9 protein-coding genes and 1 tRNA gene are annotated in these 13356 nt (G+C 71.1%); 8 read left to right on the top strand and 2 right to left on the bottom strand.

Features of this window, described 5'->3' with window-relative positions; translation table 11 throughout:
* Positions 1-168: 168 nt before the first annotated feature.
* The 3 genes from J2X59_RS03580 to J2X59_RS03590 all read left to right on the top strand — a co-directional run bounded on the left by J2X59_RS03580 (position 169) and on the right by J2X59_RS03590 (position 4312).
* Positions 169-3198 carry a UPF0182 family membrane protein gene (locus tag J2X59_RS03580; RefSeq protein WP_326495726.1) on the top strand — a complete coding sequence of 1010 codons (3030 nt, stop codon included), beginning with the start codon at positions 169-171 and terminating at the stop codon, positions 3196-3198.
* A gap of 63 nt (positions 3199-3261) precedes the next feature.
* Positions 3262-3338 (top strand) — tRNA-Met (locus J2X59_RS03585).
* Positions 3339-3499: 161 nt separating this feature from the next.
* Positions 3500-4312, top strand: coding sequence for a carbon-nitrogen hydrolase family protein (locus J2X59_RS03590; RefSeq protein WP_326495727.1), 813 nt, complete (start codon positions 3500-3502; stop codon positions 4310-4312).
* Between the two features lie 765 nt (positions 4313-5077).
* Here the strand turns inward: J2X59_RS03590 and J2X59_RS03595 are convergent.
* Positions 5078-6280, bottom strand: coding sequence for an aminotransferase class I/II-fold pyridoxal phosphate-dependent enzyme (locus tag J2X59_RS03595; RefSeq protein WP_326495728.1), 1203 nt, complete (start codon positions 6278-6280; stop codon positions 5078-5080).
* A 221-nt stretch (positions 6281-6501) separates the two neighbouring features.
* Between J2X59_RS03595 and J2X59_RS03600 the strand changes: the two genes are divergently transcribed.
* The 5 genes from J2X59_RS03600 (at position 6502) to J2X59_RS03620 (ending at position 12982) form a co-directional block, all read left to right on the top strand.
* Positions 6502-8580, top strand: a complete 2079-nt coding sequence (locus J2X59_RS03600) for a S1C family serine protease (protein ID WP_326495729.1) — start codon at positions 6502-6504, stop codon at positions 8578-8580.
* 218 nt (positions 8581-8798) lie between these two features.
* A complete protein-coding gene (locus tag J2X59_RS03605; RefSeq protein ID WP_251154726.1) occupies positions 8799-9842 on the top strand; it encodes a glycosyltransferase family 2 protein in 1044 nt (347 codons plus the stop codon).
* A 9-nt stretch (positions 9843-9851) separates the two neighbouring features.
* The gene (locus tag J2X59_RS03610) at positions 9852-10670 is read left to right on the top strand and encodes a CDP-alcohol phosphatidyltransferase family protein (RefSeq protein WP_326495730.1); all 819 of its coding nucleotides are present in this window, start codon (positions 9852-9854) and stop codon (positions 10668-10670) included.
* Positions 10667-11611 carry a glycosyltransferase family 2 protein gene (locus J2X59_RS03615; protein ID WP_271825989.1) on the top strand — a complete coding sequence of 315 codons (945 nt, stop codon included), beginning with the start codon at positions 10667-10669 and terminating at the stop codon, positions 11609-11611. Before J2X59_RS03610 ends, J2X59_RS03615 begins: the two co-directional genes overlap by 4 nt.
* Before the next feature lie 138 nt (positions 11612-11749).
* Positions 11750-12982 carry a CDP-glycerol glycerophosphotransferase family protein gene (locus J2X59_RS03620; RefSeq protein ID WP_326495731.1) on the top strand — a complete coding sequence of 411 codons (1233 nt, stop codon included), beginning with the start codon at positions 11750-11752 and terminating at the stop codon, positions 12980-12982.
* An 11-nt stretch (positions 12983-12993) separates the two neighbouring features.
* On the opposite strand, the gene J2X59_RS03625 is transcribed toward J2X59_RS03620, so the two are convergent.
* Positions 12994-13305 carry a hypothetical protein gene (locus tag J2X59_RS03625; protein WP_326495732.1) on the bottom strand — a complete coding sequence of 104 codons (312 nt, stop codon included), beginning with the start codon at positions 13303-13305 and terminating at the stop codon, positions 12994-12996.
* Positions 13306-13356 lie beyond the last annotated feature (51 nt).

The following is a 13356-nucleotide window of genomic DNA, read 5'->3' on the forward strand; positions in this document are numbered from 1 at the left end:
CTTCCTGAGTCCCCGTACAGTTTCGCTGTCGGTCCGGACCAATAGGATCGGAGCACTGACGGCCCGGCGCGCCGGGCCCGCCGGTCCGACACGTCTGGAGCACATCAAGTGACGACAACCTCGTCCACCTCGGGCACTGCTGGGCGGCGTTCGCCGCGGGTCCCGATCGTGGTCACGATCATCGTGCTGGCCGCACTGGTGATCGGCTTCTTCATCTTCGCCAGCCTGTACACCGACTACGCGTGGTTCGCGCAGCTCGGGTTCCAGCAGGTCCTCACCACGCGCTGGATCGCGGGCACGCTCATGTTCCTGGCCGGGTTCCTCGGCATGGCGGTCCCGGTCTACGTGAGCATCGCACTCGCCTTCCGCTTCCGCCCGGTCTACGCCAAGCTCAACTCGCAGCTCGACCGCTACCAGCAGGTCATCGAGCCCCTGCGCCGCGCGGTCATGATCGGCATCCCGGTCGTCCTCGGCCTGTTCGCCGGGCTCGCGACCGCTGGTCGCTGGAGCATGGTGCTCGAGTACTTCAACCGGACCCCGTTCGGCCAGAAGGACCCGCAGTTCGGGCTGGACATCGGGTTCTACGTGTTCGAGCTGCCGTTCTGGCGCTCGATCGTGGCGTACTCGTCGGCCGTCGTCCTCATCGCCGGCATCGCCGCGCTCGCCGCGACCTACCTCTACGGCGCGCTGCGCTTCGGCGGGCGCGAGGTGCGCATCTCGAAGGCCGCGCGCATCCAGCTCGCCGTCACCGCAGCGGTCTACGTGGCGCTGCAGGCCGTCAGCCTGTGGCTCGACCAGTACGCCGCGCTGACGAAGGACAACCCGCTCATCACGGGTGCGCAGTACACCGACGTCAACGCGGTCATCCCGGGGCGCGAGATCATGGCGGGCATCGCGGCGATCGTCGCGATCCTCTTCATCGTCACCGCCGTCATCGGCCGCTGGCGCATCTCGATCGTCGGCACCGGGCTGCTGCTCGTCGCGGCGATCGTCATCGGCGGCATCTACCCCTGGATCGTCCAGCGCATCCAGGTGAAGCCGTCGGAGCGGACCTACGAGTCGGCCTTCATCGAGCGCAACATCAAGGCGACCCGCGACGCGTACGGCGTGAGCGGGGTGCAGGAGCAGAACTACGACGCCACGACCGAGGCGAGCTCCGGTGCACTGGCACAGGACGCCCAGACCACGGCGAACATCCGTCTGATCGACCCGAAGATCGTCTCGGACACGTTCAGCCAGCTGCAGCAGTACCGGCAGTACTACCAGTTCCCCGACCAGCTGGACGTCGACCGCTACGACATCGACGGCCAGACCGAGGACACCGTCATCGCGGTCCGCGACATCGACCTCGACGGGCTCAGCTCGCAGGCGAACACCCAGTACAACCGGACGTTCGTCTACACCCACGGCTTCGGTGTCACCGCGGCCTACGGCAACCAGCGCGCGAGCGACGGCAAGCCGGTGTTCCTCGAGTCCGGCATCCCGTCGAACGGGCAGCTCGGCAACTACCAGGAGCGCGTCTACTTCGGTGAGACCTCGCCGCCGTACTCCATCGTGGGCGGACCCGAGGGCTCGAAGAACATCGAGCTCGACTACCCGGCCGGCTCCGACGACAGCGACGGCGGCAACGCCACGACGACGTACCAGGGCAACGGCGGACCGAGCCTCGGCGGGTTCTTCAACCGCCTCGTCTACGCGGCGAAGTTCCAGTCAGAGCAGATCCTGCTGTCGGACGCGGTGAACCGCGACTCGCAGATCCTGTACGACCGCGACCCGATCCAGCGCGTGCAGAAGGTCGCTCCGTACCTGAAGCTCGACAGCGACGCGTACCCGGCGATCGTCGACCACCGCATCCAGTGGATCGTGGACGGCTACACGACGAGCGACGCCTACCCGTACTCGCAGAGCCAGAGCCTGTCGGACACGGTCGCCGGGACCGACTCGTCGGCGTTCCGCACGGACCAGGTGAACTACATCCGCAACTCGGTGAAGGCCACCGTCGACGCGTACACCGGCAAGGTGACGCTCTACGCGTGGGACACCGAGGACCCGGTGCTCAAGACGTGGCAGAAGATCTTCCCCACGTCGACGCAGCCGGTCTCGCAGATGAGCGCGGAGCTCCTCGACCACGTGCGCTACCCGACCGACCTGTTCAAGGTGCAGCGCTCGATCCTCGGCACGTACCACGTGACGAACGCGAACTCGTTCTACTCGGGTGACGACGCGTGGAACACCCCGCAGGAGACCACCACGGGCACGACCGACTCCGAGACCAACTCGGACACGGTGTCGCAGACGACGACGAACGCCCTCGGTACCAGGACCACGGCGTCGCAGGGCAACCTGCAGGACCCGTACTACCTGACGATGAAGGTGCCGGGGCAGGACACCGCCTACTCGCTGTACACGACCTACATCCCGCAGCAGTCGGCCGGAGCGAACAACCGCAACGTGCTGACCGGGTACCTGGCGGTGGACTCCGACGCGGGTGGTGCCGGCAAGGGCGAGAAGGCGTCGAACTACGGCAAGCTCACGCTGCTGACGATGCCGAAGACGGACAACATCCCGGGCCCGGCGCAGGTGCAGAGCCTCTTCAACGGTGACACCACCGTGTCGCAGGAGCTGAACATCCTGAAGCGGGGCAACTCGACCGTGAAGCAGGGCAACCTGCTGACGCTGCCCGTCGGCGGTGGGTTCCTCTACGTCCAGCCCGTCTACGTCCAGTCGACCTCGAGTGGCTCGTACCCGCTGCTGCAGAAGGTGCTCGTGGCCTTCGGCGACAAGATCGCGTTCGAGGACACCCTCGACCAGGCGCTCAACGAGCTGTTCGACGGTGACTCCGGTGCTGCCGCCGGTGACCAGGGCGCGGCGAACGGGTCGGGTTCGACCGGATCGTCGGACTCGGGTTCGTCGGGCTCGGGTTCGTCGGGCTCAGGCTCGGCCGACTCGGGTTCGGGATCGTCCGACTCCTCGGGTGACTCCGGCTCGTCGTCCGGAGGGTCCTCCTCCGGCGGCTCGGGCGGCTCGTCGAGCGACACCGGCAACCAGGCGCTCGACCGGGCCCTGGCAGACGCGCGCAGCGCGCTGCAGGACCGCCAGAAGGCCTACGCCGACAACGACCTGGTCGCTGCGGCAGAGGCAGACAAGCGCCTGCAGGACGCCATCGAGGCCGCGACCGAAGCCGAGAACGGCAACTGACACGCCGTGGCGGGGCACTCGATTTGTGCCCCGCCACCGGGGTGTGTAGGCTATTGGATGTGCCGCGGGGTGGAGCAGTTCGGTAGCTCGCTGGGCTCATAACCCAGAGGTCGTAGGTTCAAATCCTGCCCCCGCAACCAAGCGTCACAAGAAGGCCCCGGTCCACTCGGACCGGGGCCTTCGTCGTTCCACCCGGACGTGCAAGGCCTGCTGGTCGTGCACGGCGTGCTGGTCGCGCTGGTCGCGCTGGTCCTCCTCGCCGCTGCGTTCAGCGAGGACGTGCCGCGGCTACGCTCGGGCCATGGCAACCCTCACCGTCGCCGCCGCGCAGTTCGCTCCCGTCGACGACACGGCGGCCAACCTCCGCACCGTGCAGGCCGCTGCCGAGCACGCCACCGCGCGCGGGGTCGACCTGCTCGTGACGCCCGAGTACACGTCGTACTTCAGCGCCGAGATCGACGACCGGTTCGTCGCCGCCGCCGAGCCGCTCGACGGGCCCTTCGTGACCGGGCTCCGGGCGATCGCGCGACAGCACGCCATCGCGCTCGTCGTGGGTGTGGCCGAGACCGCGGGGACGCCGGGACGGTTCCGGAACACCCTGGTCGCTGTGCTGCCCGACGGATCGATCGCGGCGACGTACCGGAAGGTGCACCTGTACGACGCGTTCGGGTCGGAGGAGTCCGACCGCATCGAGTCGGGTGATGCCGACCAGCTGCCGGTGTTCGAGCTCGGCGGGGTCCGCATCGGCCTCGAGACCTGCTACGACCTGCGTTTCCCCGAGGTCACCCGGCGCCTGGCCGCACCCGAGGTCGGCGCAGCCGACGCGGTGGTCCTGCCGGCCGAGTGGGTGCGCGGCCCCGGGAAGGAACACCACTGGCGCACACTGCTGACCGCCCGTGCGATCGAGAACACGATCTGGGTCGTCGGGGTCGGTCAGACCGGGCCGATCGGTATCGGCGACTCCGTGGTGATCGACCCCGCCGGTGTCGCGGTCGCCGCCGGCGGAGCCCAGCCCGGCACCGTCGTCGCGACGATCGACACCGCGACCACCGAGGCGGTCCGTGCGGTCAACCCCTCGCTCGCGCTCCGTCGGTTCGACGTGCACCCGCGCTGAGCGCACGCCCGCGCGGGCACGGACTGTGCGCGCGCGCGCGCCCGCGCCCGTGCCGCACGGGCTGCGCCCGCCCGTGCCTCTGCCGCACCGCTGTCTCCCCGAGCGGGCGGAACCGGCATCGTGGCGCGAGCTCCGCCCTCGATTCCGCCCGCTCGCGCGCCCTGGTGCGGTCGTGTTCGCCCTCTGCTGCAACCAGACGAGCCGCGCGGACCGGCGCACGACGGCGAACGGGCGGAACCGGGAGGGCCGCGTGTCCGAAGGCGCAGGAACGACCCGCTCGCGGGGACAGCCGGCACGGGCCGCTGTCGGCACGACGAGCTGCGCTCCCCGAACGGGCGGAAACAGCGGCTCAGTGCGGCGAGACGTGCAGAAGAGGCCCGCTCGCGGTGGCTGGGTGGCTGGGTGGCCGGGTGACCGGGTGACCGGGTGACCGGGTGGTGGGCGCTCGCCGAACGGGCGGAATCGGTGGCTCGGTGCGGCGAGGCGTGCAGAAGGGCCCGCTCGCGGTGGCTGGGGGACCGGGTGGCCGGCGCTCGCCGAGCGGGCGGAAACGGCGACTCGGTGCGGCGAGACGAGCAGAGAAGGCCCACTCACGGTGACCGGGTGACCAGCGCTCGCCGAGCGGGCGGTAACGGCGGCTCGGTGCGGCGAGAAGTGCAGAAGAGGCCCGCTCGGCTGGTCAGCGCGGGACGGCGGCGGACGTGCACGTCGGGTGCGGCGCGCCGGAGCACGGGGTGCGCCGTGGGGGAGGGTGGCGCCTCCGGGTCAGTGGGTCGGAGCGAGGGCCGCGAGGCGGCTGACGGCCTCGGACAGGACGTCGCGGCGCTTGCAGAACGCGAAGCGCACGAGCGACCGGTAGCCCGCCGCGCGCTCCGATCGGACGAACGCCGAGACGGGGACGCCGACGACCCCGGCGAGTCCGGGGAGCCGCAGGCAGAACTCCCGGGCGTCGTCGTACCCGAGCGGTGCGGTGTCCGCGAGGACGAAGTACCCACCGTCCGGGTGCATCACCTCGAAGCCCGACGCGCGGAGTCCGCCCGCGAGCAGTTCGTGCTTCTCGGACAGCTCCCGCGCGATGCCGTGGAACACCTCGTCGGGCAGACGGAGCCCGGCTGCGACCGCGGGCTGGAAGGGAGCCCCGTTCACGAACGTGAGGTACTGCTTGACCGAGACGATGGCCTCGACGAGTGCGGGTGCAGCCGTGAGCCAGCCGATCTTCCAGCCGGTGGTGCTGAAGGTCTTGCCAGCGCTGGAGATCGTGATCGTCCGGTCCGCTGCACCGGGCAGGGTCGCGACGGGGACGTGCGGTGTGCCGAAGGTGAGGTGCTCGTACACCTCGTCGGTGACGACCAGGGCGTCGTGCCGCTCGGCGAGCTCGAGGACGGTGGCCAGGACCTCGCGGGGGAGCACCCGCCCGGTCGGGTTGTGCGGTGTGTTCACCAGCACGACCCGTGTGCGGTCGGTGAACGCGGCACGCAGGGTGGTCTCGTCCGGCAGGAAGTCCGGTGCCGTCAGGGGAACCGTGACGTGGGTGCCGCCGGCGAGACGGATCAGCGCCCCGTACGCGTCGTAGAAGGGCTCGAAGGTGACGACCTCGTCGCCGGGCTCGACGAACGCGAGCAGCGTCGCTGCGAGGGCCTCGGTCGCGCCGGCGGTGACGAGGACCTCGCGGTCCGGGTCGACCGTCAGCCCGTACCAGTGCGCCTGGTGCTCGGCGATCGCTTCCCGGAGCTCCGGCGCCCCGCGGCCGGGCGGGTACTGGTTCACGCCGCGGCGGATCGCGTCGACCGCGGCGTCGAGCACCTCGACCGGGCCGTCCTGGTCGGGGAAGCCCTGGCCGAGGTTGACGGCGCCGGTGGCGGCAGCGAGCGCGCTCATCTCGGCGAAGACGGTCGGCGCGGGGACGCCGTCGGGACCGAGCAGCATCGCTCCCTCGGCGGCTCGGAGCCAGGGTCCGGTGCGGTGCATGGTGGTCCCTCCGGTGCGCTCGGCGCGGGTCGACGGCCTGGAGGCCCCAACCTAGTCGGACGGATCGGCGGTGCGCGTCCTGCGGGTCACCCGGCGCCGCGAGACCGGGAACGCGTCCACAGCCCACGCATAAGATCGCCATAGGTCGCTTGCAGCGCCAGCAGGAGCACCGCTCAGGTGGGTCCGGAAGACTGCACGAGCTTGAAAGGAGCACGTCCAGCATGACCGACACCACGCCACACGGCCAGGGCGACGACAACCGCCCCGAGGAAACCGACCACCGGGCCGCAGCCGAGGACGCCTCGCGCGCCACCTCCGGCGAGGGCACGTCGACGCAGGACGTCTCCGGACAGCCCGCCGACCGCCGTACGGACCACGACCTCACCGACGTCTTCGACGACGCCCACGGGGCCGAGACCGACGTCATCGCCGCGGGGACCGACACCACGACGGACCGCTACACCGCGCCCTACCCGACCATCGACCGCGACCGCGACGGCAGCGATGCCGGGCAGCAGGCCAGCCCCTACGGCTCCGACAACGCTCACCACGGGCAGGGCGACGGACAGAGCGCGTCCGGCCAGAGCGCCCACGGCCAGGACGACGACCGGTACGGGCACAGCCAGTACGGCCAGGGTCAGAGCCAGTACGGCCAGGGCCAGTACGGCCAGGACCAGGGCCAGTACGGCCACGGCCACGGCCAGGGCCAGTACGGTCAGGGCCAGTACGGCCAGAGCCAGTACGGCCAGGGCCAGGACCAGAGCCAGTACGGCCAGAGCCAGTACGGCCAGGACCAGAACCAGTACGGCCAGAGCCAGAACCAGTACGGCCAGAGCCAGTACGGCCAGGACGGCCAGAGCCAGTACGGCCGGTCCCAGGGCCAGCCCCGCTACGGCGAGTACGCCCAGGGCACGCCGCAGGTCGGCTCGCAGTACGGCGCACCGCAGAGCGCCTCGTACCCCGGCTCCGCCCAGGCCCCCTCGTCCGCCAGCGCCTTCGGCGACGTGGACGGCTCGAACCAGCGCAACGGCCACTACTTCGGCGGCGCTGCCGCGGGTGCGGCGACCGGGACCGCCACGGGTGCCGCAACGGGCACGACCGCGAACGGGAAGGGCGGCCGCAACAAGCTCGTCCTGCCGATCGTCGCGGGTCTGGTGCTCGCCGGCCTGGTCGGCGGCGGCGCCGGTTGGGCGGCCGGTGCAGCCCAGGGCGGCGGCACCACCGTGATCGGCTCCGGCTCGTCGCAGAACGGCGGCAACCTCACGGTCAACGACTACAACAACGCCACCGTCGTGACCGCGGTCGCCGCGCAGGCGACGCCGTCCGTCGTCACGATCAACGTCTCCTCGGGCTCCGCGGGCGGCACCGGCTCCGGTGTCTTCTTCACGAAGGACGGGTACATCGTCACGAACACCCACGTGGTGACCCTCGACGGTGACAGCTCGAACGGCACGATCACGGTCACGACGTCCGACGGCAGGATCTACCCGGCGAAGCTCGTCGGCACCGACCCGACGGTCGACCTCGCGGTCATCAAGATCGACGCGACCGGCACCAAGCCGATCTCCTTCGCGAACTCCTCCGAGCTCAACGTCGGTGACACCGCGGTCGCGATCGGTGCGCCGCTCGGCCTGTCGAACACCGTCACCGACGGCATCGTCTCGACCCTGAACCGCAGCATCCAGGTCGCCTCGAGCGCCCCCAGCCAGGGCGGCGACTCGAACGAGGGCGGCAACGGCGACAGCCCGTTCGAGTTCCCGGGCAACGGCGGATCCTCCACCAAGACGACCGTCTCGCTGCCGGTCATCCAGACCGACGCGTCGATCAACCCCGGCAACTCGGGCGGCGCCCTGCTCGACTCGAAGGGCAAGTTGATCGGCATCAACGTCGCGATCGCGAGCGCGGGCAGCTCCCAGTCCTCCGACGCGCAGTCGGGCAGCATCGGTGTCGGCTTCGCCATCCCGGCGAACCTGGTCCAGCGCGTCGCGAACGAGATCCGTGAGAACGGGTCCGCGACGCACGGTCTGCTCGGCGCGACGGTCGGCGACGCCTCCGAGGACGCGAACGCCACCCAGATGGGTGCGCTCATCAAGTCGGTGTCGTCCGGCGGAGCGGCGGCGGACGCCGGCCTCGAGAAGGGCGACGTCGTGACGAAGATCGGCTCGGCATCGGTGGCGGACGCCACTGACCTGACCGCGCAGGTCCGCTTCTTCGCCGGCGGTGCGAAGACGACGATCACCTACGTCCGTGACGGTCAGACGCGCGAGGCCGACGTCACGCTCGGGACCTACAAGAGCTGACGCGACCAGCGTTGGACGGGAGGCGCGGTGCCGGCTGGCACGGCGCCTCCCGTCCGTCGTCCGTCCACGCCGCGGGTCGTGGTGCGGTCCGCCGGTCGGCGCCCTGGCGGGTCCGGCGCAGGTGGGCGCTCCGGCCGCTTGATAGGCTCATGGCTGCTCTCCGGGGCGGTACCGGTCCACGGTGCGCTCCGCGCGTCAGCCACGACCCCGAGGACCGCATGCAGACAGACGGACAGCCCCTGCCGGGGGTCTCGTACGTGATGCCGGTGCTCAACGAGGTCACCGAGGTCCGTGCCGCGGTCGGGAGCCTGCTGGAGCAGGACTACGAGGGTCCGTTCGAGGTGATCCTCGCGCTCGGACCGTCGATCGACGGGACGAACGAACTCGTCGCCGAGATGAGCGCCGCCGATCCTCGTGTCCGGGCCATCGAGAACCCCGTCGGCTCCACACCCGCCGGGCTGAACGTCGCCATCCGAGCGTCGGTGCACCCGATCGTGATCCGGGTCGACGCCCACTCGGTGCTGCCGTCGGACTACACCCGGATCGCCGTCCGCGTGCTGCTCGAGTCGGGTGCGGACAACGTCGGTGGCATCATGCACGCCGAGGGCCGCACGCCGTTCGAGCGTGCCGTCGCGCTCGCCTACGGCAGCCGGGTCGGCCTCGGGGGGACACCGCACCACGTCGGCGGCAAGGCCGGTCCGGCCGAGACCGCCTACCTCGGGGTGTTCCGACGCGACCGGCTGTTCGAGGTCGGACTCTTCGACGAGGGCATCAAGCGCGGCCAGGACTGGGAACTCAACCGGCGGTTGCGCCAGACCGGTGGCACGGTGTGGTTCACCCCGGAACTCGTGGTGACCTACCGGCCGCGGCCGAGCCTCCGACGACTGGTGCGCCAGTTCGTCGCGACGGGCCTCTGGCGCGGCGAGCTCGCCCGACGCTTCCCGGCGAACAACGGCCTGCGGTACTTCGCGCCCCCGGCGATGGTCGTGGCGATGGCGCTCGGGATCGTCGCCGGACTCGTCGGCATCGTCGGTGCCGTGCTCGGGTCGCCCGTCGCATGGGCGGCGCTGGGCTTCGTCGTCCCCGCCGTCTACCTGCTCTTCGTCGTGCTCGGCGCCGTCCTCGTGGCGCGGCGTTCCGGGCTGCCCACGATGCTCTGGCTGATCGTCGTGCTGCCCTGCATCCACGTCGGTTGGGGCATCGGTTTCATCATCGGGTTCCTGACCCGGACCTCCGAGCTGACCACGCACACGGGACGGTGACCTGACCCCTTGACCGACGACACCACCGGCCGCGGCAGCGCCCGCCCGACCTCGATCGCCGAACTCCGTGCGGTCGCCCAACCCGACGAGGTCCGCTCGCGGGCGAACGCCGAGCACTGGACGGCGTCGCTCTACCTGCGCGACGTGTCGCCGTACCTGACCTGGGCGCTGCTCAGGACGCGGGTCTCGGCGAACCAGGTGACCGGCCTGATGATCCTGGTGGGGTGGAGCGTCGCCGCCGCGCTGCTGGTCCCGGGCATCTGGGGTGCACTGCTCGCACTCGTGCTCGGTCAGCTGCAGATGCTCGTGGACTGCTGTGACGGTGAGGTCGCCCGGTGGCGCGGCACCCGGTCGCCCGCCGGGGTGTTCCTCGACAAGGTCGGGCACTACACGACCGAGGGACTCATCCCGATCGCGCTCGGCGTCCGCGCCGCGACCTGGCCGGTCCACGGCGCGGACTGGATGTGGACGACGATCGGGTGCGCGCTCGGCCTGGTGATCGTGCTCAACAAGGCGCTCAACGACATGGTCCACGTCGCCCGCGCGAACGCCGGCCTCGAGAAGCTCGTCGACCGCCGGGACGCCGGCACGGCCCCGTCCGGGCGGCGCTTGGCGACGCTCCGTCGCTTCGCACGCTTCCTGCCCTTCCACCGCCTGTACCACTCGGTCGAGCTGACCATCCTGGCGTTCGTGTTCGCACTGCTCGGGCTCGTCGTCGGCAGCCCGCTGGTCGACCGGGTCCTGGTCGGGGCGCTGTTGCCGCTCGCCGTCCTCGCCACGGCCGGTCACTTCGTCGCCATCATCTCGTCGAAGCGGGTGCGGGCATGACCTCGGGAGCGACGACGGGCGCCACACCGGAGGCGTTGCCCGGGACCCACCGTCGGAACGCCGTCCCGCACCGGCAGCGCCCGCGCATCGCCGTCGTGAGCCTGTCCCAGGGCACCCGTCCGGACGACCTCCGCCGCGGGCTGACGAGCGTGCTCGCGCAGCAGGACGTCGAGCTCGACGTCGTGTGCGTCGGCAACGGCTGGGAGCCGACGGGGTTGCCCGAGGGCGTCCGTGCGCTCGCGCTGCCCGAGAACGTCGGGATCCCCGCCGGTCGCAACGCCGGAGCAGCAGTCGTCGACGGCGACTACGTGTTCTTCCTCGACGACGACGCGTCGATCCCGTCGCCGACCTTCCTGCGTGACGCCGTGGCACTGCTCGAACGCGACCCGTCGCTCGGCCTGGTGCAACCGCGGGTGGTCGACCCGACCGGATCGGCGAACCCCCGTCGCTGGGTGCCGCGCATCCGCAAGGGCGCTGCGACCGACTCGTCGCCGGTCTTCTCGGTGTGGGAGGGGGCCGTGCTCCTGCCGATGGACGTGCACCGTGCCGTCGGCGGGTGGGGTGCGCCGTACTTCTACGCGCACGAGGGCATCGAGCTGGCGTGGCGTGTGTGGGACGCCGGTCGACGCGCCTGGTACGCCGGTGACCTGGTCGCGCACCACCCGGCGATCGACCCCGCCCGGCACGCCGAGTACATCCGGCTGAACGCCCGCAACCGCGTGTTCCTGGCACGCCGCAACCTGCCGGTGGCACTGCGACCCGTCTACGTCGGGTCGTGGGCCGCGATCCAGGTGGCGCGCTGGTGGCGACACCCCGTGCGCCTGCGGACGTGGTTCGCGGGGATCCGGGAGGGCTGGACGGCGGACTGCGGGCCGTCGCGGCCCATGGGGTGGCTGACCATCGCTCGGATGACGCTGGCCGGTCGGCCACCCGTCGTCTGACGCCGCCGCCCGAACGTCCCGGCGCCCCGACCGGGTGTCCGCGGTCGATCACCCCGTCGCTGCCCGCACCACACCCTTCGTCACTGCCGTCGTCGCCGAGCACACCGCCCAGCAATCGCCCGTAGCCTGAGGACCACCATGCCGATCACCAAGGACGTCCGGACCGCGATCCGTCTCGCCCGCCGCCTGCTGCGTTCCCGTCAGAACCGGCGGGAGCTCGCCCGCCGGCTCCCGGAGGTCCCGGAGCTCGCACCGCGCTCGATCGAGGTCGCGGTCTACTTCGCCGACGGCAAGGTGAACATGTACCAGCTCCGGCAGTGGTACGCACCGTTGGCGGAACTCGCCAGCGAGCACCCCGTCGCGATCATCTCCCGCAGCCCCGGCACGATGACGACCCTGCTCGACGAGTCGCCCGTCCCGGCGGTGTACGCCCGCCAGGTCGTCGACCTCGAACGGTTCGTCGAGGAGCAGGCACCGAAGATCGTCCTGTACGTCAACCAGAACGCCCGCAACTTCCAGATGATGCGGTACGGGCGCATGTGGCACGTCTTCGTCAACCACGGCGAGAGCGACAAGATGTACATGACCACCAACCAGTTCAAGGCGTACGACTACGCCCTGATCGCGGGAGACGCCGCCCGGGACCGCCTGCGTGCCGCCCTGTGGGACTACGACGTGGACCACCGCACCATCGCCATCGGGCGCCCGCAGGCCGACCACTTCGCCGGCGCAGTGCCGTACCCCCACGACGACCGGACCGTGGTGCTCTACGCGCCCACGTGGGAGGGCGACCGCGCCGCCGCCGCGTACGGCTCGATCGCGTCGCACGGGGTCGAGCTCGCCGAGCGCCTGCTCGCGACCGGTCGACACCGGCTGGTGTACCGGCCGCACCCGCGCAGCGGCGTGCTCGACCAGGACTACCGTGCTGCCCACGAGCGCATCGTCGCCGCGATCACCGCCGCGAACGCCGCCGACCTGTCTGCGCACCACGTGTACGACGACGGACCGCAGCTCGGGTGGCAGCTCGCGGACGCGGACGTCGCCGTGACCGACATCAGCGCGATGATCTACGACCGACTGGCCGTCGGCAAGCCGCTGCTCGTGACGCGTCCTGCGGCACCCGAGGCCGACGTGGACGAGCGCGGGTACCTCGGCGCCGCGAACTGGCTGCTCGCCGAGGACGCCGCCGACGTGGTCGCGCGGGTGGACGCCGCCGCGAACGACGCCGAGGAGCTCGCGACGCTGCAGCACTGGGTCGAGCGGTACTTCGGCGACACCACACCCGGCGTCGCGACGCGCCGGCTGCATGCTGCCGTCGACCGTCTCGTGGCGCGCTGGCACGAGGTCGCCCGGGAGCGCGGCGAGGGCTGACCCTGCGGTCGTCACGACGCGAGGCCGATCAGACGGTCGCCCACGAGTGACATCCGCCACAGGTACTCGGAACGGTCCGGGCGCCGCCACCGGACGACCACGATGCCGGTCTGCTCGGGGTCGGCGCCGAACACCGCGATCGACAGGGATCGACCCGGGTCGAGACGGTTGACCGCCAGCGGCGGGCAGTACCCGCTGCCGAGGTGCGTGAGGGAGATCGCGTGGAGCGGCTCCGGCCCGGTGTTCACCAGGTCGTAGCGACGTGGTGCCCAGGATCGGTCGACGGTGAACGGGACTGCGTAGGCCGTGGGTGGGTGGTGCATGCGGGCCACGGTAGGGGGAGGGGCCGACGTCGGGAGCCCGGGGGAGTGCGC

Origin of the sequence: Curtobacterium sp. 260 (assembly GCF_030803485.1) — a bacterium.
GTDB lineage: Bacteria > Actinomycetota > Actinomycetes > Actinomycetales > Microbacteriaceae > Curtobacterium.

Coding starts and splice junctions, on each gene's coding strand:
- J2X59_RS03590 (WP_326495727.1), top strand. CDS start 3,500: ATGGCAACCCTCACCGTCGCCGCCGCGCAGTTCGCTCCCGTCGACGAC.
- J2X59_RS03595 (WP_326495728.1), bottom strand. CDS start 6,280: ATGCACCGCACCGGACCCTGGCTCCGAGCCGCCGAGGGAGCGATGCTG.
- J2X59_RS03600 (WP_326495729.1), top strand. CDS start 6,502: ATGACCGACACCACGCCACACGGCCAGGGCGACGACAACCGCCCCGAG.
- J2X59_RS03605 (WP_251154726.1), top strand. CDS start 8,799: ATGCAGACAGACGGACAGCCCCTGCCGGGGGTCTCGTACGTGATGCCG.
- J2X59_RS03615 (WP_271825989.1), top strand. CDS start 10,667: ATGACCTCGGGAGCGACGACGGGCGCCACACCGGAGGCGTTGCCCGGG.
- J2X59_RS03620 (WP_326495731.1), top strand. CDS start 11,750: ATGCCGATCACCAAGGACGTCCGGACCGCGATCCGTCTCGCCCGCCGC.
- J2X59_RS03625 (WP_326495732.1), bottom strand. CDS start 13,305: ATGCACCACCCACCCACGGCCTACGCAGTCCCGTTCACCGTCGACCGA.